We start from the raw sequence: 23,605 nt of genomic DNA on the forward strand, positions 1-23,605 counted from the left end.
TGTTGTTCAATATTCATAGCCTTTTATTTAGATGCTGTTTTAAGAAGAATTATAGTTTTTATCTACACTAATTTTTTTTCTGACAAATTTTCTAGCTTCGATATGGCCCCGTCTAAGGAATATGGATTTCTGAAAAGGTCTTCCCATGGATTTGATTTATACTTTAGTCTGTTTGAAATAGTGTCAATGGTAAAAGCTTGTGCACTTTTTATGCCATTTTGCAATTCGTCCCAACCGATGGGCACGGCAACGGGCGCATTCTCAAAGGCCCTAGCCGAAAAGGGGCAGATGGCAGTTTGCGCATATGAATTCCGAAGGTAATCCACGAATAACCTCCCCTTTCGTTTTTCCTTTCGAATTTCAGCGGTAAATTTCTCTGGATATACCTTTGCTGTATAATGCGCTATATTTTTAGCAAAAGCACGTACACTGTCAAAATTATCAGATCGGTCAAGTGGCACTACCAAATGAATTCCTGATGATCCCGTTAACATCGGAAAGCTAGTAAGGCCCAATTCGCTTTCCAACAACGATCGGAGAATCTGAGCACTTTTCGTCACATCGCAGAACGAACCGTTTGGAGGGTCTAGGTCGAATATCAATTTATCTGGATAGTCCAATTTATCGGTTCTGCTAAGCGTAATATGAAACGAAATAGTACCTTGACCCACAAGGTAAATCAAGGTCTCTTTGCAATCGCAGATAACATGGTTTACCCAACCTCCTTGCTTCTTAACTTCTATTGTCTTTATCCAGTCGGGAAAATAATCAGAAGCGTTTTTTTGGAAAAATCCTTTTTTTTCGATGCCATCGGGAAATCGGTGTAACGTCAGTGGTCTATCTTTCAGATAAGGTAACATATCAGCTGCAATTGCTTCATAATAGGCTATGAGCTTACCTTTGGTAATCCCTGATTTAGGAAACAGTATCTTATCGCTATATGCTATTTTATCAGAAAAAATCATTTACGCTTGTATTAATCGGCAAAGTCTAGATAGAACTTTACCACAATATCGTTCTGTACTTTGGTTACCCCTTTGTGATTTTAAGCGACCCTTTCGGGCAATTTATTATCCTAGTGCGAGTGTACTGTGCTCTTTATTTGTATGATGCTATCTACCACTAGTATCCGTATACACCTAGTGTTAAGATATATGCAACTATCAAGGGCATTTTTCTTCTATCATTATATTTATGGGTTTCACTTTTGGAGGTAACTTTATGTTTTTGATGCCCCTTACTTATAATAGATTTTAAACCGTGCGTTTTGCTGCAATTCCTTGACACAACCAAGGTAAATTAACAGTAAGATTTCTATAACCATGATCTACTTTTACCATAACCTTTTCATTTCGCACCGTAGCATTCCATTAAAAGGTATTTACCCCAGTTATTGTAATCTGTTTATCCATTTATTTTAGTTATCCCCATATTTTAAGACAATAACCTCGTTTACGGCCTTGACATCAGTAACACCATTAATCGCTTTTTCAGAGGCAACTTTTTACGGATAGGCATTTACGAAGCCGGTAAGGGTTACTTCGCCGTCCTCGACGATGAGCCCAATCGGTGTCTCGTCGACATCTGGTAAGCATACCCGTTCATCCAAAATAACCTGTTTGCTTTCTGCAACCGTTTTCATAATCGCATTGTTTTAATTTTATTTACATAAATCTGCCTTTTTGCAGATAAGGGAGAAACCTTATTTAATAGAATTAAAAGTAAAAGCATTTGATATCACTCAAAATGACACACATCAGTCTGTAGTTATTTTAACATTGAATTTTATCTCTTCCTAAAAACAATGGGACTGTTTCATATCTTTTTGTAAAATGGCAAGAGTTTGCGTTTTAGTGATAATCAAAAAAAATAGTTCTATCAATTAATAGTCTTCGGTTACAAGAATCAAAAGAACTTTTAGACTAGTTTTTTCAATCGAAATGCTTATGAAAAAAATACAACACCAAGCTTAAAAGCATAATAAAATCTATACCATAAGTAAAAACCGTTAAATAGAATCCCCTTTAGATGAAGGCTCGAATATACTGTCCCAAGAAAGTATAGAACGGAAAAAATCGATTGTCTTTTGAAAAGTCTAGACCCGCTTCTTTGCCCACCTTCACATTAAAACGACTGGTTACAAAGACGTTGACCAGATAGAAGTTTTCATCTTCCACACAATGCACCCTTAATTCAGCATCATTTTGAAAAAGACCTATTTCAAGAATTACCTTCAAGAGTTTCAATTTGCTCAATAATACTGTATCGGAATCCGCCTTTTTCTATAGAATTTTAAAATTGGTGATACGTTTCAAACAGAGCCAAAGCCTCAAATGCCTCATCATCCTTAACTTGGTTTCGTGAAAACGAAGTATGTTGGGAATCAATTTTTGTTGATTCAAAAAAATCATTTTTAATAATTGCAACAATTCCGTTGATTTTCCAATGTTATAGTTTTCAGTTTTAAGGTATTGTTTACCTTTAGATAGGTAACTCCGAAAAAAAGCCCTGATTTTCTTTGGTAAATCAGGGCTATTACCAACAAATAATGGTAGTAATCTATTGGAGTTTCAATCAATAGTTATGCATATTCCGTGTAATATTGAACCTTTAGCTCATTCAATACGTAATATACTCCCGGTGCGCGATAAGCAGCGGTTTCGGCATCTTCCTTCTCTTTTAAAGAATGAACCTTGCCACGTAGGGTTACTGTATGCCCATCGGTCAAAACAGTAATATTTTTTGCATCGAGTTCGGCAGAGCGCTCAAATGCTTTTTTAATTCTATCCTTCACCTCAAAGGGTTTTACATCCTGCTTTATGGTAATGCTATTGATAACGCTACGCACCCCTAGTAGATTTTCGACAGCACGTTTTGCCGCCTCTCTTTGATAGCCCCATTTAACTTCCCCGGAAAGGTATACCCAACCATCCTCAACTTTGATTGTCAAGTTCTTTTCAGGTACCGATGAGTTCCATTCAAGGGCCTCTACAACGGCCTTTGCAATCTCCTTATCGGTTTTCTTAAAATCGTTGCCATATTTTACTTCGATATCGCCTGCAAGAGCTTTTACTCCCTCAACGCTCTTTACCGCCTTTTCTGCGGCAACTTTCTTGGAATAGTTGTTCAACACACCACTTAATGTTACGACTCCATTCTCAACAATGACCCCAATCTCAGTCTCGTCTACATTCGGTTGCCATGCCAATTCATCTAATACATCCTGTTTGATTTCTGCATCTGTTTTCATGATATTTTAATTTTATATTAAACAATTAATTATGGTAATAAAGATATTCTTGAACCAGAGTGTTGAAAATGATGTAAATCATTAGCATTGCCTTTTAACAAAAAAGTGCTCAAAAAAATTGATTTTCTGAACACATTTTAGCTTGACCAAGACTTAACCCCGTTAATAAGGACTTTAATTACTTATTCTAGACATCGTAGCAAAATATGCCGCTCATTGCGCAGTTTTTATTCATGGCTCTTATTGTAGCTTTGGTAATCTCAATATCGTTAGGTATTTTGGAGTCAGCGATATCAAGCTCAACATCTTCCATAACCGCATTGATTCAATCTACCCTCATTTCGACATTTACAACTACAATTTTAGGGTAATGCTCGCTTTGTGAAAATCGGTTAATCCCCTCTTGGTAAACGGTATTCGGCCGAACAAGTTATTTATGCCTTGTTGAGATTTTTTTAATAATCTCGCATCCTCTTCGTAGTGTTTTGAATAAACTTGTTGTTGGAAGCTATTTTCTATGTTTTTGTTTCAAAATGATTTAAATCATTCCAAATACAACCGGTTTCCCTTTAATTTAAATCATAGTGGTTTTGCGTGAGGGATTGCAGCGGTTAACCCTTCGAATTGTTGTGTCAATTTTGACAAAAAAAGGTAAGGTATAAAATCGAAAAGACCTAGCCATAGGGTCATGCCCAAGTAGAAAGGCCACAATTTCTAATTTTTAAATTTTAAGCCATGTTGGGAGAATTGACCGCCAATCAGATAGAGGCCGTTTTGCACCGCGAAGTAGTAGGAAGAATCGGTTGCCATGCCGATGACATTACTTATATAGTACCGACCACTTATGCTTATGATGGGGAATTTGTATACGGACATACAATAGAGGGAATGAAAATCGATATAATGCGCAAGAACCCTAAAGTTTGCTTTGAAGTTGATACCATAGAAAACATGAGCAATTGGCGCAGCATAATTGCCTGGGGAACGTTTGAAGAACTTAAAACCAAGGAAGAACGAGGTTCGGGTATGCAGCAACTTATTGATCGTGTTTTGCCTTTATTGACAGGCGAAACAACTATTAGCCATTCCATGACCGATGGACATGGAAAGTATGTTGAGGCAATGAAAGGTGTCGTTTATCGAATCAAATTGACCAAAAAAACGGGGCGTTATGAAAAACGATAAAACCTTTGAACTTTTTGCGATTTCGTTATTATGAATTGTTCTACCCAAATAAATTCAATACTTCATTGCATCTTTTTGAGAATTTAAGTCCTGAATGATGCAGATCATTTCGAAGATGGTGGGTTTGCTATTATTTTGTTTATGAATTAACAATACTATGAATATCAAAATAAGGGAATTATTCAGGTCAGCACTGCTATTTTTCATAACTGTAATCTTATTACTATTGGCAAGTTGTAGCCCTATGGTCATGACCACAGGGGTCAGCGAGCCACCACCACCGTGGTTCTACCCGAACAGGTTGGAAGTTGTACGCTATGTATATTTTCCGGAATACCATTTTTATTATGATCTGTCGGCCCGTACCTATCTTTATTTGGACGGGGGCGTTTGGGTACGCCGTAAGGTCTTGCCACCACAGTACCGCAATCTAAATCTGAGGCGTTCAAGATACGAGCGAGTGAAAGGATATCGAGACGATAATATTCGCCCCTACCACGAAGAAAATAATGCAAATAGAGGAAGAAGTAATAGAACCACTACGAGAAGTAACAGGAATACAACACGGAGAAACAATTAAAAAGGATTTTTTGAAAACAAATACGTATATCTTAAAATTTGACACTATGAAAAATATAATGACACTATTACTGGTCTTGTTATTTATGGGATGCAAAGGCCAAGAAAAAGAGAAACTGCAGGAAAAAGGGAAAGAAAAAAAGGATTTGTCCGAAAAACCCAAGCAAGAATGGGAAGTTCACAGAGAATTTGATGAGCAAGGCAATCTAATACGCTACGATTCGGTCTTCAGATATGCCTTCCCTAATGTCGAGGGAGACTCGGTTCGAGTAAATCTAGACAGCATAATGAATTCTTTTAGGGGCTATTTTGATTATCATGCTCCCTACAAATGGAACTATGGATTCTCCTATTTTCCCAAAACAGACTCCCTTTTCATGAAGGACTTTTTTAAGAAGGACTATTTCTCTGACCAATGGAAAAGAAAACCATTGGACATAAATGAAATAATGAGAAAAATGGATTCCACTAGAAATTCGTTTCTGAGAAAATACCATCCGGGATTGCTGGAATCACAGGAAAATGATTGATGGCATAATTTTACTATAGTGTTCTATAGTACACTAATGTGAATCATAGAAATGATAAAGATTATTGGTCTAAAAATAACTTAAGCTTCCCATTGTACTATTTGAACATAGGGGAGAGATTTTCATTTACAAAGACGTTTCAAAATCGCTTTGAAGAATTAGGCATAGAAATCATTTGGAGACAAAATATTAAGAAAAGTATACTATCATTTAACACAAAAATCATGAAAAATATAAGATTCAGTTTAAACGCACTATTGATAATTTTGATGTCTATGTTGACAACATCTTGCAAGGAGGTAAGCGACCTTGAGGCAGGCACAGAAAATGAACAGGTCCAGTTTTATGCGGAGAAAAGGGGTACTGATGATTCTAAACAAAAAGATAATAAAGATTTTAAAGGCGGACCAGTTGATTTTACCGATACCGCCAAAAAAGTCTTAGATGCTGTTGTGCATATTCGATCTACACAGAGTCAGCGTAGCGGAAATCAGGATATACAGCCACAACAATTACCTGATTTTTTCAGGGAATTTTTCGGCGACCGATTTCAAATGCCAGAAAATATGCCGCAGCAACCAATGTACGGATCGGGCTCAGGAGTTATTATCGATGAGAAAGGCCATATCGTAACCAATAATCATGTTATAAACAATGCCTCAGAATTGGAGGTTACGCTGCACAACAACGAAACGTATAAGGCAGTAGTAATTGGTGCTGACCCCGCTACGGATCTTGCATTGTTACAGATTAAGGGCGACAACTTAAAGTCTTTGTCGTTTGTCAATTCCGATGATGTGGAAATCGGGGAATGGGTATTGGCTGTAGGTAACCCTTATAGCCTTTATTCTACGGTTACTGCAGGTATCGTAAGTGCCAAAGCACGTAATATCAATATGAATCCTGAGAAATTAGCAGTTGAAAGTTTTATCCAGACCGATGCGGCCATAAACCCCGGTAATAGTGGTGGTGCCCTAGTAGACCTTGATGGAAAAATTGTGGGAATCAACTCGGCCATTGCCACCCGAACGGGTAGCTATACAGGATATGGTTTTGCCATACCGAGTAACATTGTTACCAAAGTGGTTAGTGACCTTTTAAAATATGGTAGTGTACAGCGTGGGATGCTTGGTGTGACCATAACCACAATGAACGGTAATTTGGCAAAAGAAAAGAAAATCGATTTCGTAAAAGGTGTTTGGGTCGAAACTGTTGGTGAAGAAAGTGCTGCTGAAAAGGCAGGCATAGAGGCAGGGGATATTATTGTCAAAGCCGATGGCATAAATGTTACTACCTCGCCAAGGTTACAAGAAATTATTGCACAGCATAGACCAGGCGACAAGATATCAGTTGTTGTGAACCGAAAAGGAAAAGAGAAGGAGTTTCAAGTAACCCTTGAAAACGTGAAGGGCACAACCAGTTTTACGAAAAAGGAAAATGTGGAAATGCTCAATTATCTGGGTGCCGACTTTGAAACGCTGGATAAGGAAACAGCAAAAAAGTTGAATTTGGACGGTGGAGTGCGAGTGGTTAATTTGTATCCAGGAGTATTACGTCAGAAAACACAAATGCGCGCCGGTTTTATCATCACCCATGTAGATGGTAAAAAGGTGACCGATATAAAAGAAATGGTTACCGCTCTCGAAAATAAAAAAGGGGGTGTGATGCTTGAAGGGGTTTATGAAGATATGCCCGGAAAACAGTATTATGCGTTCGGACTTGATTCTTGATTTTTTGGTAAAGTAAAATGAACACTAACTTAGTCACTAAGAATCCAAATTTGTAAGCGGACCGCGTTAGCGTTTGAACGAACTGTTTTTCACATTCAGTATCATGTTTAGGTTTATTGTTTGCTTTTAGGCTTACCGTGATAAATTCAAAAAAAAAGAAATTTAAAAAAGGGGAGTACTTATGGACACCTTTGAAAGTATATAAAGATTGACTGAATTTTCTTCTGAAATATGCGAAATTACGCTTAAAAGGCTCCAAGAAGTTACTGAGGAATTTTTATTGGCGATGGAGCGATGTTGCTATGAGTTTTGGACATATCGTACAGCCCCTTATTGATGTAGATGAGCTTTTTCTATTTGGAAAAAACCAAAGAAAAACGATTTCAAAGGGAATTAGAATCAGAGGCACCATATATAGTCATTATAAGGCCTACCTATGGAACAATGATTAAAAAACTGAAAAAATACCAGCAAAAACGTCATACTACTATTTACATTCTTGATGATTTAGGAATGAACAAAGAAGTCGCCGATGAAAATGGAAAGAAAATGAGTTTCTGGCAGTTTATTATGAGGAAGGTTTTAGAACACGAAATTTATTACATGGGCCAGATAGTAGCCTATCTAAAAGTATTTTAGGGGGGAGTCCTAGTAAATTTAATTAACAATTTACTTGAATTGACCTTTGTTGAGAATTAGTCAAAATAGAATCTTACCTATAATTATGAAAATTTGACTAAATCAAATTTACCGATATATCATATAAATTATTCACTCTAATTTAGAGTCATATTTTTATGATATCCATAGGAGTTTCGACTAAAATAGTCCTATTGCCACGCAGCGTAATGGGCTGTTTTTTCCATAATCTCGATTTAGATGAATTGTTATTTGTTCTTATGCATCTCTACGTGATGGCTTAACAATTGTTTTAAACTTTCTAGATATTCCTGCATTATCTTCTTGTCGACATGCATGTGGTCATTAGTTGGTATGGTCATCGGGTTTTCATCCAAAGAACGATAGAGCTCAGGATAATTGGTTTCGATCGTTGTCGAGAGTTGTGAGATTTCTCTAAGTAATTTATGTATATCTTTCATCTTATAACATAGTTTCAAAACCAATCATACTTTTTTACTTACTCATACCGCAAAGCGTCAATCGGATTCAGTTTTGCCGCTTTTCGTGCAGGAAAATACCCAAATGCAACCCCAATCATGGCCGAAAACCCAAATCCGATCAGAATAGAATAAATTGCTGTGGGGATATAAAAATCGGTTGCCCTATATATGATTTGATTCCCAATAATACCCAGAATAATACCCAAAACACCGCCTACTAAACTCAATACAATGGCCTCGATCAAAAACTGGGTCAAAATATCGCTTTCCCTTGCACCTATGGCCAGTCGTGTACCAATTTCGCGGGTACGTTCTGTAACCGAAACCAACATAATGTTCATAATGCCAATACCACCTACAATCAATGAAATACTGGCAATAGCACCTAATAGGATGGTGAGAATACCGGTAATGTTACCTGTAATTTCCTGAAGTTCGATCTGCGTCATAATCTCAAAATCATCTTCGTCACCATCCTTGATCTTATGCGATTCGCGCAATAGTTCGGTAGCCTCTACTTTAGCATCAGCAATATGGTCTTCACTAAATGCACTTGCGACGATTAGATTATATCCACGCTGGTGTCCGAACAACCTGTTTTGAATGGTTGTGTAAGGGGCGACGACTATATCGTCCATATCTTGACCCATGCCGCCCGATCCTTCTTCCCTTAATAGACCTACAACGGTAAAGGGCACTTTATCAATTCGTATTTGCTTTCCGACAGGGTCTTGTCCTGGAAAGAGTTCTTCCCGTATAGTTTCACCGATAACGCAATATTTTTTAGCGGTCTTTACATCTTCTTCTGTAAAAAAACTACCAAATTCTAGCTCTCTACTGGTGATGTAGAAATAATCGTAGGAAACCCCGTATACCGTTGTCGATTTATAGCCATCAGGCCCAATGGCCTGGGCTCCAATGGCCACTAAGGGCGATAATTTCGGCATCCAGACGGAGTTCTTTTGCAACATATCAAAGTCTTTTTTGTCTATAGGCCTACCCATTCTCACATTAATCCCCGCTTTGTGTTCAGATTTTGTCTGTATCATCAAGAGATTGGTTCCCAATCCCGAAATTTGGTTTTCTACTTGCATGGTTGCACCTTCTCCTGCAGAAATGGTCATGATAACGGCTCCCACACCAATAATAATGCCCAGCATTGTCAATAAGCTGCGTGTCCTGTTTTTATTGATTGACTCGAAAGCTACTTTGAAAATTTTAAAAAAACGTTTCATTACTTCCCAGGTTTAAGATGTTAAGGGCTTTTCCAGTTCCCTAAGTGCAATTTCCTTGGTACTTCTATCTTCAATGATCCTATCGGAAATGATTCGTCCATCTCTTAAGTAGATCATGCGCCTGGCAAATTGGGCAATTTCGGGCTCATGGGTAATCATGACTATAGTCTTGCCCTCATTGTTCAATCTCACAAAAAGATCGGCGATATCTATACTAGTCTTGCTATCCAAATTGCCGGTTGGTTCATCGGCCAAGATAAGGGCAGGATTATTGACCAAAGCCCTGGCAATAGCCACCCTTTGTTGCTGTCCGCCAGAAAGTTCATTGGTCTTATGGTAAATACGGTCGGCCAAATCTACCTGTTCCAATGCCTTTTTGGCGATTTCCTTAGAATTTGAAAATCGCCCTGTTCTATCATATATAAGGGGTAGCTCTACATTTTCCAAAGCCGTAGTACGTGACAATAGGTTATAACTTTGAAATATGAAGCCTATCTTTTGATTTCTTATGTCTGCCAACTGGTTTTTGTCCAATTCATTCACTCGTACACCATCTAAGCTATATTCGCCTAATGTTGGCCTGTCCAAGCAGCCAATAATATGAAGCAAGGTAGATTTACCAGAGCCTGACGCTCCCATAATGGCAACAAACTCTCCCTGTTCGATAACGATATCAACATCGGTAAGTGCATGCACCTCGATTTCGCCATTTTTGAATATGCGGCTTAATTTTTTGGTTTCTATGACTTTTTTTAGAGACATTGTTACTTTTTTTTCGTTTTAATGCCGTTAATCACCTTACTTCCTTCCAATAGGTCCGAACCATCTAAAAACCGTTTGATTTCAGACTGCAAACCTGTTTTAATCCCTATTTCAATAAACTTGAAATCCAATTTACCCTGCTCATTCTTATAAAAGAAACCATCAATATGTGAGGGTAGGGTTTTCTTGAAATTTGTCGGGGTATATAGCTCTTCGTTAATAATGGCTCTATTAAATTTTTCCCGTAGCGAATCTGGGAGTATTTCCTTGGCTTTCATTTCTAGGGTCGGTTTAATTTCCTCCAACATGGCTTCGTTAGGTCTAAAGCGCAGTGCAGAATTGTTGACCAGCAATACATTTTTTGCTGTATCGGTAATAAACTCAAGATTTGTGGTCATACCGGGTAATAGTAATCCCTCTTTATTGTCAACGTCCACCACTACCTGATAGTTAACCACATTGTTAATCTCGATGGGCTGCAATCGTATCTGGCTCACCAGTCCATAAAATTCTTTTTCCGGGTACGTCTGTACCCCAAAGCGAACCTGCATACTGTCTTTGATATATCCGATATCACTTTCATCAATATCGGCCAAAATCTGCATTTTTGCGAGGTCTTCGGCTATGATGAACATGGTTGGGGTAGAAAAGGAAGCAGCTACCGTTTGCCCCTCTTCAACGCTACGCTCGATTACTGTACCTTCAATGGGAGAGGTAATATGAGCATAGCCCATACTGACTTCTATATTTTTTACCGCTGCTTCGGCAGCTTTTCTTGCACTAACCGCTTGATTGTAGGCGTATTTGGAGTCGGTGAATTCTTTATTTGAAATTACACTTTTTTCATATAGAGTTTGGTTGCGTTCATATTCGTCTTTGGCCCTATTTAGTTGTGCCTCACTAACAGCCAAATTGGCCTGAGCACTATTTAAATTGGTATTTAACAGTTTTAGATCCATATCGGCCAAAACCTGCCCCGCTGTAACCTTATCATTATAGTCTACATAGATTTTTTCAATGGTTCCCGAAATTTGGGTACCGATTTGCACCGTATTAATAGCTTCCACGGTACCGGTGCTGGATACATCAGCTTCAATATTCCCTCTTTCAAGAGAGGTGTAGGTGAAATCTAGTTTCTTAGTCTTTAATTTTGGTTTTAACATTAAGTAACCAACCATACCAATTCCTATAATTGTCAGTATAATCCATTTTAATTTTTTCATTTTTATGAATTTCACAAAACTCGGTTGTACTTGCTTCCAAATATGTCCTGTTCATTATATTTAAGAGGTCAAAATTAGAACCATTTGTCTATAATAGGCATGACATAAATCAGTTGAAGATGGTTAAAAGGGAAATAGGAAAACAGTTATAAAAAAAGATCATATGGATTTTTGGCGGTCTAATTTTTGTTCTATTTGGTAAACAGTTTGATTCGAAAATCTACTATACAGGCATCTAGCAACACTTCCTTATCATTTAGAACATCGACAAACCTATGTTTATCGAGTTATTCATTCATTATCTTTTGTACAAATTTCTCAGTATCGACTACATATTTCGTTATGGTAAAAACTTCTTTTCGATTCTTTCTAAAATCTTTGACAAAGCTAGTTAGGTCATCTTCTAGCTGTTCATGCTCTGCACGAAATTTATGGGAATCATAGGCAAAAGGATTATCGATCAACTCGGTCAAATGGTGTAGATGCTTATTTGCCCGATCCAATAAAAATCCACATTGATTGTCCATGTTATTTAATCCGACTTCGATTTCCCGAACCATATCGATATTCTCTTTTTTTGAGATCCAAATAAAATATTTGTCAATAAGATGATGCAAAAACTTTAAATCATCACTATAAAATGAAAGGTCTGATTTCCAATGCTCTGTCAGCACATAAAGTTCTTGCCAATCGGCCTCGTTTATGTAATTGGCCTTGGGCCTACTTCTAAAATTTGTCATGTTGTACGTTTGATTATAATTTTTCGGCCATTGCGATAACCGCACCTGTTTTAGCAGTTTCACCGCGTTTTACCTTGATTTCTATTAAGGTTCCGGAAAAAGGTGCAGGTACCTCAAAGGCTACCTTTTCAGTTTGCACTTCTACCAAAGTTTCTCCCTCTTCAAAAGATTCGCCAATTTCCTTATACCAGAGTACCACGGAACTCTCCGCATCTTCTCCCAATGCTTCAGGGAGTACTATTTCCTTTAATTTAGTCATATAATTAGTATGTTACCATATTTTCAACGGCATTGATAATATCGTTCGCATCGGGAATCACATATTTCTCCAATACCCGACTATACGGAATCGGAACATCGGGAATCGCCAAACGGGCAATAGGCGCTTTAAGATGTTTGAAACCTTCAGAGGCTACAATAGCACTCACTTCAGCTGTAATACCGTAGGAATAATAATCTTCATCCACAACCACCATACGGCCTGTTTTGGCAACGGATTTCAATAAGGTTTCCTTATCTATAGGTTTTATGGAACGCAGGTCAATGACTTCGGCGTCGATGCCCCTTTCAACCAGTTTATCAGCTGCCTTGAGAGCTTCAACGGTCATCATCTGAACACCGACTATGGTTACATCTTTGCCTTCGCGTACTACCTTGGCCTTATCCAACGGAGTGGTATATACCTCCTCGGGAACTGGGCCTAACGAGGCATCCAACTGATCCATCCATCCCAAACCTTGCAGCGTTTTATGGAACATAAACACCACAGGATTGTCATCGCGTATTGCCGAGATCAACATTCCTTTGATATCGTTGGGAAATGTGGGTGCGACCACCTTCATCCCAGGTAAGTGCCCGAAACTTGCATATAGGGTTTGTGAATGCTGTGCAGCATCGCTATAGCCACCGCCAACTGCGGTTAGGAGTACAATTGGTAGTTTCACGCTCCCGCCGCTCATATAGGGAATCTTGGCCATGTGGTTGTAGATTTGGTCCATGACTACCCCGTGAAAATCCACGAACATCAATTCTACGATAGGTCGTAGCCCTTCCGCCGCGGCACCTATTGCTGCACCAATGAATCCTGTTTCCGAAATGGGCGTATCCATAATCCGTTCTTGTCCGAATTTTTCATACAGTCCAGTTGTAGAACCAAAAATACCTCCGTATTTACCCACATCCTCGCCCATGATAAAGATATTCTTGTCGCGGTTCATTTCCTGTTCCAAAGCTTGCGCCATGGCCTTACTACCTGTAAGTTTTCTTGTTATTTGTTTTGTTGCTTCCATAGTTAAATAGTTTATCGTCATTCGCGTGCGGTCAAAGGGCATAGCCAAAGTAAAGACGATTATCTTTTATACTCTTCTCAGAATAGTCTTTACACAAATACATCTTCTAAGGCTTCCTCAGGTTCGGGATATGCGCTGTTGATGGCAAACTCATAGGCGTTATCCACCTCCTTCATAATTTCCTGATCAAGTACCCTTAAATCTTCTTCGGAGGCCAAAGTCTCTTCCAAAAGATACTTTTTCAACCGTTCGATAGGATCTTTGGCCCTTAATTTGGATACTTCATCCTTTGGGCGGTACAACTCGGGATCACCCTGAAAATGGCCCAGATATCTATAGGTCTCGATTTCTATAATCGATGGCCCTTCACCTTTTCTGGCGCGTTCCACAGCTTCCTTGCTTACTTCGTACATTTTTAAGGGATCATTATCCCGTACCCCATAGCCTTTTATGCCATAAGCCGCAGCCCTGACATCGTTGGTCGGCACGCATGTAGAATTCTTTTTGGACACCGAAATGCCCCACGAATTATCCTCGACAACGACCACCAAGGGTAGGTTCCAAAGTGCTGCCAGGTTCATCGATTCGTGAAAGGCTCCCGAATTCACTGCACCCTCGCCAATAAATGCCACGGCCACCCGATCGGTACCCTTCTTCTTGTTGGCCAAAGCGGCACCCACGGCATGTGGAATACCGGCCCCGACAATACCACCACAAGAAAATTTTACGATAGGGTCGAACAAATGCATGTGTCCACCCTTGCCTTTGCCCAATCCGGTTTTTTTGCCGAAAATTTCAGCGGTCATTTTTTTAAGGTCAACTCCTTTAGCTATAGCCTGATGATGGGGACGATGGGTAGCCGTTACGGTATCATCCTTTGTAAGATTTACGATCATTGATGCTGCTGCAGGCTCTTGTCCATTCGACAGATGCATTTCTCCTGGAACCGGCCCTGCACCGATGTTGAACACAGGCTGTTTACCTTCAAGATAGGCTTTCTCCATTCGTTCTTCAAAATATCGGGAAGTCTTCATTTTGCGATAGATCCACAGAAGGTCTTGTTTACTGTTTTTCTTCATGATGATAAAATTTTATGATATAAATGTATTTACCCTTAGATACATTTTAAATGATCTAGGTCATTTCACGTCCACGTATCGGTCATTAATTTTAGTTTCATTTCTACAAAGAAATTCAAGGTGAAAACAATTCTATACGCTACCGACTATTCCGAAAACTCCGTGGCCGCATTAAAATATGCGCATAAAATGGCGCAGCAAATGGGAACTCGATTGATTGTCACCCATGTCTTCGATTATCCCACTTTTTTGGGAACGAAAATACTCTCAGAACCATTTCCACAATTAGAGAAAGATGCTTTTAAAACACACCGTGCCAAATTGGTTCAATTCTGTGAAGAACACCTAGGTGGCAACTGGGAGAATCCCAATTTACAGCTAGAGGTAGTAGAAAACAAATCCGCATTTAAAGGGATTATTTCGGCAGCTGAGGAATGGCGCGCATATTTGATTGTTATCGGTATTAAAGGTGATAACGCGCTACGGAAAATGATTATGGGAAGCACGACAAAGCATCTTATTGAAAAAGCACCTTGCCCCATTTTGTCCATTCCTTTGGATGCGAGCTATATGCCTATTAAAACCATTGTTTATGCAACCGATTTTGAGGAAGAGGATGTGTATGCCATTCGAAAAGTGGCCGAAATGGCAGAACAGTTTGATGCTGAAATAAAAGTCGTCCATATTTCCACCAAAAAAGAGTATAAGGGAAAAATACAAATGGAATGGTTTAAAGGGATGCTACACAAGAAAATAAGTTATGAGAAAATAAATTTTGAACTATTAAATTCTGAGGATGTTTTTAACACCCTCAGAATTTATCTTGGAGATTGCAACGCAGATTTAATAGTCATGTTGGAACGAGAAAAGGGCGGGTTTTTAAAAAAATGGTTTCATCGGGATCTTGTCAAAAAAATGGAATCGTATGGTAGGGCACCTTTGTTAAGCTTCAGGGAGGGCAATCATCAACTCTTTTATTTAAGCGCAGTACTTTAATAATTAAATTTCTAGATCCTAGATTTAAGAATTTAGATTAGTATCTAATCAAATAAATTAGTGGTTTTTGATTTGGAAACGGATGCTAAATCAATAGAATTGAGAATAATTTAAAATGGTAAGTAGAATATAAAGTATTATGTTTTTGAGCACTTTTGGGCTGGGGTATTACCTTTATACTATTTGCGAGATACATTCTAAAAGTTCCGTTCTTTCGTTTATCTTGTTTTCTTTCACTTTCCAAGTCATCGTTAAAAAAGCCAATTTTTCTATTAATGACACACGTCATTTTTCTGCCGACAATCATAAATTATCTTGAGAAAATAATCTTATTATATGGTCTAATAAATGAAAGCTGTAGCACAAATAAAGAATTTGAACGGTTATGAAGAGAAAAATATCGTACTGCGAAATCTTAGCCGAATAATGGATATTAAAATTATTGATATCGATATCGAAAAAGGGCTATTATTTTTTCTCTATGCAAGTCCACTGACTTTTCAAAAAGTAAGACAAGAACTTTTACGTATAGGCCATCCTATGCAATCTTATAAGTGTACTATATCAAGTTCATCCAAATAGTTTTCCCTGATGATTATGCGCCTCAATTCTAAAGGTTTTCAACTTTAAATTATTGCGTGTTACCATCTCTTTGGTACAATGAAACATTCAAAAAAAATAAACCAACTCATAAAAAGTACGAAAGACAGGGTATGGCGAAAAGGCATAAGTTTTTACTACCTGTTTTAAAAAGCTCAATAGAATAAGTTTCAATTGTGATTACACTAAAAAACGCCTGCAATTCTTATAGTTCTATCGTGATTTCCCGATGTTAGAAAAAAGATTATTATCGATTATAGAATGCCTGCGTTTTTCATGATCTTTTGGTAGAAAATTTTAGTCTCCAATAATCTATGCAAATTTTACCATACCCAAAATAGAACTGTTCAAAGCAAACCCAAGACTGCTATCGAATAAGTTCGTACAGTATTAATTTCTCCATTAATAGTATAAAATAAATTAATAATATGTTTTAATGTGCATCTATCTATCTTCAGGGCTTTTATAATTTTTCAATCAGATTTTCCCGCTCTAACTGGCCTATGATTCGGGCTACATAATCATTAACGGTCGAGGTAATATTAACAGGGTCGACGATATTAAATGTACCGACCCAGACCAAAGATTCATCCTCATCGCTACTTATATTATAAATCGAAGTCTCAATATGAAAAACTTTATAGTCCTCATAATAGTCCGGGGTATAATAAATATCCTGAAATCTATAAAAATAAGGCCCGAAACGATACCACCAATTGTACCCAAAAGTGTAATGGCCAGACCTGCGTATTGTTTTATCGTCGATTCCCACAACTGCAGTGATTACGATTGCATCAAAACCCTGTTGTAAAAGCTCTTCCTTCATCATCTCTATATCTTCTTCGCTTCTTTTTGAAGCAGTGAAAGATTGGTCTAAGGCCATACTACTTTCATAAGCATTGATTCCTCGGTTTATGAACTGTTCTTTAAGTTTTTCCTCAAAGATTTTCCGAGCCGTAAGGTTCTCGGTCATGCCGATGACCAAAAGTTTTTGTGGCCTAAATACTGCTATTTCTTTATTTTTCCAGCTATCCACCAATCGTGTTGAGGAACATGCCGTCAATGCCAGTATTCCGAGAATAAAAACAATTTTCTTCATAATGTGATATTTAAGGAATAAAAGTATGGATCGGAGTCCTTGACAACAATGACCTAAATCATTCTGAAGAGCTGGTCATTTCCTGAGAAAAAAACTTTTCGAAACTTCGTATTTCGAATAATGGGCTTTAGGATTCTTTAGTATAGAATATTTGATTCAAGTACAATAAGAAACAGGAGACCTGAGGTCTCCTGTTTCCTTTGAAGCGTTCGTTTTATTCTAAACGTTTGATCTATCCTTGAGTCATCTTATCGCTAAAATGATATAGGGGCAATCTCTGCAAAAAATAACCCGAACCTTTTCAAGCTTTTATTGCCTTGAGACAATATTGGCCTTTGTGTAAAATCTTAAAAAGGACTACGATACCGGAATATCCCAGTCCTTTTTTCTGGTACCACTTTACATTAATTTATGAATACAGATCAAGCTGGATTCCGCTAGCTGCGCGTATACTTGAAATCAAAGATTAAAGTAGTTTTTGCGATACCATTTTATGACCGCTAAGGCATTACTGCTAAGAAGCCTTTTATAGTAATGTCAAAAAGAAAAAACAGGAAGTTTTGACTTCCTGTTTTCCATAAAGAAATGGAATTCATCCATACTTTTCATCAATTTTTTAAACCATTTTATCACTAAAACGAACTAACTGACCGATTAGAGTACAAACAGTATTCTTCTTCTTTATTATGATCTATACCGGTCTTACGATGGCAAAGATCAATACTATAAAGAAACTGGAACATTTGCACGTTCCAGTTTCCAAGAAAGTGTAAAAATTACCGTTGACCGCTTTGCGTGATTTTGAGTACAACCTATCGCTAGGTCTTAGCTAAAACCACACGGCATGGGGCATTTTCGACACCTTCTTATACTTTACCTTACTATTCTCCACAATAAATAAGATAGTACATTATTTTTTTATATTTAGAATCCATCAAAACTCCATTTTCAAAGAACTATTGCTTGCAATTACGAAGCTAAAGTAAGGGGTGATATTTATAATTAAAATGACCTACATCAGTTTACCGTTTCTTTAGAAAAAGAAACCGGAACACCGAAATGCTCCGGTTCCCTAGAAGACGTTATTCGACCCGATGACCACTTATAATGGCACTTACTTGAACCTATCGCTAAATCCGTTCGGCACTCAAAAAGTAAAACGGGTTTTTGTAACCTCTTCTTTTTATTTGGGCCTTGTTTTCCCAATTCTCAGCCCAACCTACTTATGCATTTTCAAAGAACTATATCGTTAATCATAGTGCTAAAATATAGCATGTTATTCACTGTTAGAATGACTTAGATCAGTTTGTAGACTTTTTTTAAAATTTTGGTAATCTTTGCCGACAATTTTATAATCTTACCTTTTCTTAAAAATCGTGGATTATTACGAATCGTTCGCCTTTATATTTTGTAACAATGAATATGCTTTTATAAGATTTTCATTGCTAGTTAACTGAATTTCAAGGCAGTATTTTTTTATAGACTAAGGAGATTGGGTCATCTGTTAAGTCATAATTCATGTGGCACGGCTATACATTTTGATTACATGATAAAAGTTCAGATATCCGCGGATAAAAGTACGAACTTGAGAGTCGATTTTTTGACCTGGGTATTGGCATTGACAACTTGACACTATGCTGTTTTTTTTGCCCTATACGTTGAAGCAATTACAGAAAAGAAATTTATAATATAAATTTTCGATACTTGGTTCAAGAGTTTTGATACTAAAAAAATCTATTACCGTCCAAATTATCGAAGATTACTCTTACATAAGTACTATTATCTAAGAATTGTAAAATCTAAAAATCTGATTTCCACTTCATAAAAAAATGACATTTTACATGTACATTAATGTATTGTATTTGATGCTTCCCAGACTGACCCAAGTCATTGTGATGGGCAGAATGATACTTTAGCTTTGAGGCGATGAACTATTATATCATCAGAAACTCACTAATAAAGTAACATAAATCTAGAATCATGCAGAGAATACTATTAGGTCTATTTGTTTTAGGATTGACAGCCCAATCTTTTGCCCAGATTATAAAGCCAATTGAATTGTCGGAAGTAGTGGTGTACGCTACCAATTATAAATATCTCCACAGCTTGGCCTCAGCAGAACCTGCTCCCTTACCTGTACAAATGCTCGAACGTAAAGTAGCGGCTTTTAACCTTAAGGATTCTGAATATTATCAAGACGATTACGACCTGTACCACATCAACTTTTATATTCCTGAGGGTACAATCCTTGCTGCATATGACAAGGATGGTAAAATCATCAGGACCGCAGAGCGTTTTAAGAATGTTTCCCTTCCAAAATCAGTGAGGAACGCCATTGCAGATCGGTTTCCTGGATGGAGCATAACCAAAGATATTTATTTGGTATACTACCATGAGGATAAAGGCGTAAGTAAAAAGTTTAAGATCAAACTGGAAAATGGAGATAAGGTCATACGTATAAAGGTGGATGAAAAAGGGGATTTTTTTTAGGGAAAATCCAAATACATTAATAATTATAAAATAAAAAAATCATGTCAGTATTAAAAGTTGTAGAGTTATTAGGGAATTCAAATAAAAGTTTTGAGGATGCCGTTCAACAAGTTGTTAATGAAGCTTCCAAGACCATTAAAGATATCAAATCGGTATACGTGCAAGATATGCAAGTTACCGTAAAGGACAACAAGATTTCTCAATACAGGGTAAATGCTAAAGTGACTTTCGGTATCATGGAAAAGTAAGGGTTATATCTTTTTTTTGGTTGATAGAACAAGGCATTAGATAAGAGTTAACATGAACTTTCGCGTGATGCCTTATCTATATTCAGGATGGAATCACTTGTGAATTGGGCTTGGTTCCTTTGTTAAAATCACTTTGGTTAAGGCTCCTTAGTGGTTGTGAAAGCGATAAAAAAAATGAAAATCGAATACCTTTCCCATACGGCGGATATCCGAATGAAAATTGAAGCATCTCATTTAGAGGAATTATTTCGAGCAGGAGTAATAGGAATGAGCAATATTCTAAAGGATGGGTTCTGTAATCAGAACGTCCAGTTCGATCACAAATGGATACTTGAAATAACTGCATTGGACAGCACCTGTTTGCTTATTGATTTTTTATCTGAGGTACTATCGGCTTCCTATGCCGAAAAAGCAGTTTTTTGCGAAGTTAATTTTTTAGATTTTTCTCCTCATCATACGATAGCTGAAATCCGTGGAAAGCAGATTCAGTTTTTTGATGAGGAAATCAAAGCGGTAACCTACCACGAGGCCGATGTACATAAAAATAAAAGGGATCAGTGGGTAACCTTGGTCATTTTTGATATCTAAGAGAACGATGAAAATCAGCAAAGAAGACATCCATAAAATCGAAGACTACTTGTGGGAGATTCCTAAAACATTCAGACCCAACATGCGAGTACCCGCTAGGGTATTGGCATCCGAATCCTTGCTCGATGCCATAATGGAAGATCGATCTTTGGTACAATTGGTAAATGTTGCTTCATTACCGGGTATTCAGGGAGCTTCCCTAGTGATGCCAGATGTTCACGAAGGTTATGGTTTTCCCATAGGCGGGGTAGCAGCCACTTTGTATCCGGACGGAGCAATTTCCCCTGGGGGTATCGGTTATGATATCAATTGTGGAGTGCGATTGTTGACTTCTAATCAAAAAATAGAGGAAATAAGGAATAATTTAGATGCTTTATCCAAAGAATTGTATATCCAGATTCCTTCTGGAATGGGGAAAGGCGGACATATCAAACTCTCAGTTCAGGAAATGGAGGAAGTACTTTTAAAAGGTGCGGAGTGGGCGGTGGAAAAGGGATATGGTGTAAAGGAAGATTTGGCTTTTATGGAAAGTAAAGGTAGGTTGGAAAATGCAGATGCTACCTTAGTCTCCGATATGGCTAAAAAAAGGGGTGCCGATCAGTTGGGCACCATAGGATCGGGGAACCATTTTGTAGAGGTAGATTACGTGGAGGAAATTTATGATGAGACCACTGCAAAAGCTTACGGTCTGTTCAAAGGTCAGGTGGTAGTATTGATCCACACTGGATCTCGAGGATTAGGGCATCAAGTCGCCACGGATTATATTCGGCAGATTATAAAGGCAATGCCTAACTATGGTATTGAAGTTCCAGATAGAGAATTGGCCTGTGTGCCGTTTAACTCTGAGGAAGGACAAAACTATTTTAAGGCTATGTGCGCTGCTGCGAATTATGCCTGGTGTAACAGGGAAGTAATTTCTTGGGAGGCTAGAACAGCTTGGAGGAATATCTTTGGATCGACCGTTGAACCTTTGAAACTCATGTACGATGTGGCGCATAATATTGCCAAAGTTGAAACACATGTGATTGACGGTGTGCAAACTGACGTTATTGTACATCGTAAGGGAGCTACGAGGGCCTTTGGCCCAGGTTTTGAGGAACTGCCAGATTCTTATAAAGCTGCTGGGCAACCTGTAATCATACCTGGAAGTATGGGTACCTGTTCCTATGTATTAGCTGGTACCGCTAGAAGCAAGGAACTAACCTTTGGTTCCTGTTGCCACGGGGCAGGAAGACGTTTGTCAAGGACGGCAGCCAAAAAGCAAGTTAATGCTCCTGTACTCAAAGAGAAACTAAAGGAAAGAGGTATTTTTGTAGAAGCCGGTTCTTTTAAAGGAATTGCCGAAGAAGCGCCTATAGCCTATAAAGATGTCAATATGGTGGTCGAGACCGTAAGCGATTCGGGCATTGCCAAGAAAGTCGCAAAATTGAGACCTGTGGCAGTTATTAAAGGTTAGTTTTTACTGATGTATTCGCCTCTTCCAATATCTGTATCGCTTCCTGATCGGAAACTTGATAGAAATCTTCATAAAACTGCCCAACCGCCTGAAAACTATAAGGTACTTGTAAACAGATTACTTCATCAATTTTTTGAGTATTCTCAAGTTTTTTTATTGCCGAATTTGGTGCCACGGGAATTGCCACGATTATTTTTTTGGGACGTTGTTTGCTTACTAGTTCTATCGTAGCCAATAGTGTGTTACCGGTCGCGATTCCGTCATCGACAATGATTACTGTTTTATTCTTTACATTTTGGGGCAAACGTTTTTTGTAATATTCGTCATGGCGTTTTAGGAGTTTTTCACGGATATGCTTCGTTTCTTCAGTAATATACCCTTGTGTAACTCCCATGGTATTTGTCAGTACAATGTCATCTAGACTTACTGCCCCAATGGCAAATTCCTTATTTGAAGGATGTCCTATTTTTTTGGTCAAGGCAACATCCAAAGGAGCTTCCAAAGTCTTAGCTACGATTGCCCCTAAAGGTAACCCACCTCTTGGAATGGCCAGGACTACAACATCTTCTTCTTTGAACTTCATCAATTTTTCTGACAACTGACGGCCTGCATCTATTCTATCCCTAAACATCTTGTTTTATTTTTTCTGGCTGCAAATATTTTGCAAACCAATTAGCTGATATGTGGGCTACTTTTTCCAATTTTCCCGACTCTTCGAACAAATGGGTGGCCATAGGCACGATTTCCAATTTACGTTCGCTTTTCAACTTTTGATACGCTTTTTCATTAAGCTCAATGACTGCATCGTCCCAACCTCCTACAATTAAAAGGGTGGGCGCTGTTACCTTGTGTAAATCTTGCAAGGCCATATCTGGTCTACCTCCTCTTGAGACTACGGCCTTGATGTCTTTACCATAAAAAGCGGCAGCACGCAATGCCGAAGCCGCACCGGTACTAGCTCCAAAATATCCAATAGCTAGACCTTTGGTTTCTTTTTGCCGTTGTACCCATTTGGTCACATCAATAAGACGCATAGTCAGTAAATCGATATTAAATCGGTTTTCATAGATATGGTCTTCATCTTTTGTCAATAGATCAAAGAGCAAGGTTGCCAATCCTTTTTCTTGTAAAACTTCAGCCACATAATTGTTTCTAGGGCTTAGGCGACTGCTTCCACTACCGTGGGAAAAGATAACCATTCCAATGGCGTTTTTGGGAACAGCAAGATTTCCCTTTAAGACAAGTCCATCTAACACGATATTTACGGATTTATATTTCTGCTCAGTTTGCATTTTATTATACTTTGAAATCTGATTAAAATTAAGTGATTGCCTTAGGGTAAAAAATGACCGACATCATTTTAGCCAAAATACTTTGAATGATCTTGATCATTTAGAATCCAGTT

At 38.1% G+C, this 23,605-nt stretch carries 26 protein-coding genes; 11 read left to right on the top strand and 15 right to left on the bottom strand.

From position 1 onward, the window contains the following. Positions 1 to 62 precede the first annotated feature (62 nt). From ligD to BMY56_RS11430, 4 genes are all read right to left on the bottom strand, one after another. On the bottom strand, positions 63 to 965 hold the full coding sequence (ligD, locus tag BMY56_RS11425) for a non-homologous end-joining DNA ligase (protein ID WP_091624151.1): 903 nt from the start codon (positions 963 to 965) through the stop codon (positions 63 to 65). Positions 966 to 1,504: 539 nt separating this feature from the next. Continuing rightward, positions 1,505 to 1,642: a hypothetical protein gene (locus BMY56_RS18635; protein ID WP_177170959.1), complete on the bottom strand. Its 138-nt coding sequence runs from the start codon at positions 1,640 to 1,642 to the stop codon at positions 1,505 to 1,507. A 382-nt stretch (positions 1,643 to 2,024) separates the two neighbouring features. Continuing rightward, on the bottom strand, positions 2,025 to 2,237 hold the full coding sequence (locus BMY56_RS18510) for a hypothetical protein (RefSeq protein WP_143057812.1): 213 nt from the start codon (positions 2,235 to 2,237) through the stop codon (positions 2,025 to 2,027). A 344-nt stretch (positions 2,238 to 2,581) separates the two neighbouring features. Then, on the bottom strand, positions 2,582 to 3,250 hold the full coding sequence (locus BMY56_RS11430) for a BON domain-containing protein (protein WP_091624154.1): 669 nt from the start codon (positions 3,248 to 3,250) through the stop codon (positions 2,582 to 2,584). A 735-nt stretch (positions 3,251 to 3,985) separates the two neighbouring features. Between BMY56_RS11430 and BMY56_RS11435 the strand changes: the two genes are divergently transcribed. From BMY56_RS11435 to BMY56_RS11455, 5 genes are all read left to right on the top strand, one after another. Next, positions 3,986 to 4,435: a pyridoxamine 5'-phosphate oxidase family protein gene (locus BMY56_RS11435; protein ID WP_091624157.1), complete on the top strand. Its 450-nt coding sequence runs from the start codon at positions 3,986 to 3,988 to the stop codon at positions 4,433 to 4,435. A 157-nt stretch (positions 4,436 to 4,592) separates the two neighbouring features. Beyond that, the gene (locus BMY56_RS11440) at positions 4,593 to 5,015 is read left to right on the top strand and encodes a hypothetical protein (protein ID WP_245737202.1); all 423 of its coding nucleotides are present in this window, start codon (positions 4,593 to 4,595) and stop codon (positions 5,013 to 5,015) included. Positions 5,016 to 5,061: 46 nt separating this feature from the next. Continuing rightward, complete coding sequence (locus BMY56_RS11445) at positions 5,062 to 5,544, top strand: hypothetical protein (RefSeq protein ID WP_091624159.1); 483 nt, start codon at positions 5,062 to 5,064, stop codon at positions 5,542 to 5,544. Positions 5,545 to 5,768: 224 nt separating this feature from the next. Beyond that, positions 5,769 to 7,274, top strand: coding sequence for a Do family serine endopeptidase (locus BMY56_RS11450; RefSeq protein WP_091624485.1), 1,506 nt, complete (start codon positions 5,769 to 5,771; stop codon positions 7,272 to 7,274). A 342-nt stretch (positions 7,275 to 7,616) separates the two neighbouring features. Continuing rightward, positions 7,617 to 7,913, top strand: a complete 297-nt coding sequence (locus BMY56_RS11455) for a hypothetical protein (protein ID WP_091624162.1) — start codon at positions 7,617 to 7,619, stop codon at positions 7,911 to 7,913. 248 nt (positions 7,914 to 8,161) lie between these two features. Here the strand turns inward: BMY56_RS11455 and BMY56_RS11460 are convergent, their stop codons facing one another. The 8 genes from BMY56_RS11460 to BMY56_RS11495 all read right to left on the bottom strand — a co-directional run bounded on the left by BMY56_RS11460 (position 8,162) and on the right by BMY56_RS11495 (position 14,723). Continuing rightward, complete coding sequence (locus tag BMY56_RS11460) at positions 8,162 to 8,374, bottom strand: hypothetical protein (protein ID WP_091624165.1); 213 nt, start codon at positions 8,372 to 8,374, stop codon at positions 8,162 to 8,164. A gap of 38 nt (positions 8,375 to 8,412) precedes the next feature. Next, a complete protein-coding gene (locus BMY56_RS11465) occupies positions 8,413 to 9,630 on the bottom strand; it encodes an ABC transporter permease (protein ID WP_091624167.1) in 1,218 nt (405 codons plus the stop codon). Between the two features lie 12 nt (positions 9,631 to 9,642). Next, positions 9,643 to 10,392, bottom strand: a complete 750-nt coding sequence (locus tag BMY56_RS11470) for an ABC transporter ATP-binding protein (protein WP_091624170.1) — start codon at positions 10,390 to 10,392, stop codon at positions 9,643 to 9,645. A gap of 2 nt (positions 10,393 to 10,394) precedes the next feature. Then, complete coding sequence (locus tag BMY56_RS11475; RefSeq protein WP_091624173.1) at positions 10,395 to 11,615, bottom strand: efflux RND transporter periplasmic adaptor subunit; 1,221 nt, start codon at positions 11,613 to 11,615, stop codon at positions 10,395 to 10,397. 287 nt (positions 11,616 to 11,902) lie between these two features. After that, the gene (locus BMY56_RS11480) at positions 11,903 to 12,355 is read right to left on the bottom strand and encodes a hypothetical protein (RefSeq protein WP_091624176.1); all 453 of its coding nucleotides are present in this window, start codon (positions 12,353 to 12,355) and stop codon (positions 11,903 to 11,905) included. A 13-nt stretch (positions 12,356 to 12,368) separates the two neighbouring features. Continuing rightward, positions 12,369 to 12,614 (bottom strand): lipoyl domain-containing protein, encoded by a 246-nt coding sequence (locus tag BMY56_RS11485; RefSeq protein ID WP_091624180.1) that lies wholly within the window; start codon positions 12,612 to 12,614, stop codon positions 12,369 to 12,371. Positions 12,615 to 12,618: 4 nt separating this feature from the next. Continuing rightward, positions 12,619 to 13,644, bottom strand: a complete 1,026-nt coding sequence (locus BMY56_RS11490) for an alpha-ketoacid dehydrogenase subunit beta (protein WP_091624183.1) — start codon at positions 13,642 to 13,644, stop codon at positions 12,619 to 12,621. 89 nt (positions 13,645 to 13,733) lie between these two features. Beyond that, entirely contained in the window at positions 13,734 to 14,723 is a 990-nt protein-coding gene (locus BMY56_RS11495; protein WP_091624185.1) for a thiamine pyrophosphate-dependent dehydrogenase E1 component subunit alpha, read from the bottom strand. Positions 14,724 to 14,843: 120 nt separating this feature from the next. Here BMY56_RS11495 and BMY56_RS11500 point away from each other — a divergent pair, with 120 nt between their 5' ends. Beyond that, positions 14,844 to 15,719, top strand: a complete 876-nt coding sequence (locus BMY56_RS11500) for a universal stress protein (RefSeq protein WP_143057813.1) — start codon at positions 14,844 to 14,846, stop codon at positions 15,717 to 15,719. 348 nt (positions 15,720 to 16,067) lie between these two features. Next, a complete protein-coding gene (locus BMY56_RS11510; protein ID WP_091624192.1) occupies positions 16,068 to 16,301 on the top strand; it encodes a hypothetical protein in 234 nt (77 codons plus the stop codon). Between the two features lie 481 nt (positions 16,302 to 16,782). Here BMY56_RS11510 and BMY56_RS11515 read toward each other — a convergent pair whose 3' ends face one another. Next, positions 16,783 to 17,418 (bottom strand): hypothetical protein, encoded by a 636-nt coding sequence (locus tag BMY56_RS11515; RefSeq protein WP_091624195.1) that lies wholly within the window; start codon positions 17,416 to 17,418, stop codon positions 16,783 to 16,785. Between the two features lie 1,980 nt (positions 17,419 to 19,398). Here BMY56_RS11515 and BMY56_RS11520 point away from each other — a divergent pair. The 4 genes from BMY56_RS11520 to BMY56_RS11535 all read left to right on the top strand — a co-directional run bounded on the left by BMY56_RS11520 (position 19,399) and on the right by BMY56_RS11535 (position 22,200). Continuing rightward, positions 19,399 to 19,908 (top strand): nicotinate-nucleotide adenylyltransferase, encoded by a 510-nt coding sequence (locus BMY56_RS11520; protein WP_091624197.1) that lies wholly within the window; start codon positions 19,399 to 19,401, stop codon positions 19,906 to 19,908. A gap of 41 nt (positions 19,909 to 19,949) precedes the next feature. Continuing rightward, positions 19,950 to 20,156, top strand: coding sequence for a dodecin family protein (locus BMY56_RS11525; protein WP_091624200.1), 207 nt, complete (start codon positions 19,950 to 19,952; stop codon positions 20,154 to 20,156). 174 nt (positions 20,157 to 20,330) lie between these two features. Next, entirely contained in the window at positions 20,331 to 20,744 is a 414-nt protein-coding gene (locus BMY56_RS11530; protein ID WP_143057814.1) for an archease, read from the top strand. Positions 20,745 to 20,751: 7 nt separating this feature from the next. Then, positions 20,752 to 22,200, top strand: coding sequence for an RtcB family protein (locus BMY56_RS11535; RefSeq protein ID WP_091624206.1), 1,449 nt, complete (start codon positions 20,752 to 20,754; stop codon positions 22,198 to 22,200). Here the strand turns inward: BMY56_RS11535 and BMY56_RS11540 are convergent. Beyond that, positions 22,190 to 22,831, bottom strand: coding sequence for a phosphoribosyltransferase (locus BMY56_RS11540; protein ID WP_091624209.1), 642 nt, complete (start codon positions 22,829 to 22,831; stop codon positions 22,190 to 22,192). The genes BMY56_RS11535 and BMY56_RS11540 overlap by 11 nt on opposite strands. Next, positions 22,824 to 23,492: a dienelactone hydrolase family protein gene (locus BMY56_RS11545; RefSeq protein WP_091624212.1), complete on the bottom strand. Its 669-nt coding sequence runs from the start codon at positions 23,490 to 23,492 to the stop codon at positions 22,824 to 22,826. Before BMY56_RS11545 ends, BMY56_RS11540 begins: the two co-directional genes overlap by 8 nt. Between the last annotated feature and the right edge of the window lie 113 nt (positions 23,493 to 23,605).

The sequence above is a fragment of the Maribacter orientalis genome, from assembly GCF_900109345.1.
GTDB lineage: Bacteria > Bacteroidota > Bacteroidia > Flavobacteriales > Flavobacteriaceae > Maribacter > Maribacter orientalis.

Bases quoted from the DNA above. Each gene is read 5' to 3' on its own strand.
- BMY56_RS11480 (WP_091624176.1), bottom strand. From the start codon at position 12,355: ATGACAAATTTTAGAAGTAGGCCCAAGGCCAATTACATAAACGAGGCC.
- BMY56_RS11455 (WP_091624162.1), top strand. From the start codon at position 7,617: ATGAGCTTTTTCTATTTGGAAAAAACCAAAGAAAAACGATTTCAAAGG.
- BMY56_RS11495 (WP_091624185.1), bottom strand. From the start codon at position 14,723: ATGAAGAAAAACAGTAAACAAGACCTTCTGTGGATCTATCGCAAAATG.
- BMY56_RS11545 (WP_091624212.1), bottom strand. From the start codon at position 23,492: ATGCAAACTGAGCAGAAATATAAATCCGTAAATATCGTGTTAGATGGA.
- BMY56_RS11515 (WP_091624195.1), bottom strand. From the start codon at position 17,418: ATGAAGAAAATTGTTTTTATTCTCGGAATACTGGCATTGACGGCATGT.
- BMY56_RS11485 (WP_091624180.1), bottom strand. From the start codon at position 12,614: ATGACTAAATTAAAGGAAATAGTACTCCCTGAAGCATTGGGAGAAGAT.
- ligD (WP_091624151.1), bottom strand. From the start codon at position 965: ATGATTTTTTCTGATAAAATAGCATATAGCGATAAGATACTGTTTCCT.
- BMY56_RS11440 (WP_245737202.1), top strand. From the start codon at position 4,593: ATGAATATCAAAATAAGGGAATTATTCAGGTCAGCACTGCTATTTTTC.
- BMY56_RS11465 (WP_091624167.1), bottom strand. From the start codon at position 9,630: ATGAAACGTTTTTTTAAAATTTTCAAAGTAGCTTTCGAGTCAATCAAT.
- BMY56_RS11460 (WP_091624165.1), bottom strand. From the start codon at position 8,374: ATGAAAGATATACATAAATTACTTAGAGAAATCTCACAACTCTCGACA.
- BMY56_RS11430 (WP_091624154.1), bottom strand. From the start codon at position 3,250: ATGAAAACAGATGCAGAAATCAAACAGGATGTATTAGATGAATTGGCA.
- BMY56_RS11540 (WP_091624209.1), bottom strand. From the start codon at position 22,831: ATGTTTAGGGATAGAATAGATGCAGGCCGTCAGTTGTCAGAAAAATTG.
- BMY56_RS11520 (WP_091624197.1), top strand. From the start codon at position 19,399: ATGCAGAGAATACTATTAGGTCTATTTGTTTTAGGATTGACAGCCCAA.
- BMY56_RS11450 (WP_091624485.1), top strand. From the start codon at position 5,769: ATGAAAAATATAAGATTCAGTTTAAACGCACTATTGATAATTTTGATG.
- BMY56_RS11530 (WP_143057814.1), top strand. From the start codon at position 20,331: ATGAAAATCGAATACCTTTCCCATACGGCGGATATCCGAATGAAAATT.
- BMY56_RS11445 (WP_091624159.1), top strand. From the start codon at position 5,062: ATGAAAAATATAATGACACTATTACTGGTCTTGTTATTTATGGGATGC.
- BMY56_RS11490 (WP_091624183.1), bottom strand. From the start codon at position 13,644: ATGGAAGCAACAAAACAAATAACAAGAAAACTTACAGGTAGTAAGGCC.
- BMY56_RS11525 (WP_091624200.1), top strand. From the start codon at position 19,950: ATGTCAGTATTAAAAGTTGTAGAGTTATTAGGGAATTCAAATAAAAGT.
- BMY56_RS11475 (WP_091624173.1), bottom strand. From the start codon at position 11,615: ATGAAAAAATTAAAATGGATTATACTGACAATTATAGGAATTGGTATG.
- BMY56_RS18635 (WP_177170959.1), bottom strand. From the start codon at position 1,642: ATGAAAACGGTTGCAGAAAGCAAACAGGTTATTTTGGATGAACGGGTA.
- BMY56_RS11435 (WP_091624157.1), top strand. From the start codon at position 3,986: ATGTTGGGAGAATTGACCGCCAATCAGATAGAGGCCGTTTTGCACCGC.
- BMY56_RS11535 (WP_091624206.1), top strand. From the start codon at position 20,752: ATGAAAATCAGCAAAGAAGACATCCATAAAATCGAAGACTACTTGTGG.
- BMY56_RS11470 (WP_091624170.1), bottom strand. From the start codon at position 10,392: ATGTCTCTAAAAAAAGTCATAGAAACCAAAAAATTAAGCCGCATATTC.
- BMY56_RS11510 (WP_091624192.1), top strand. From the start codon at position 16,068: ATGAAAGCTGTAGCACAAATAAAGAATTTGAACGGTTATGAAGAGAAA.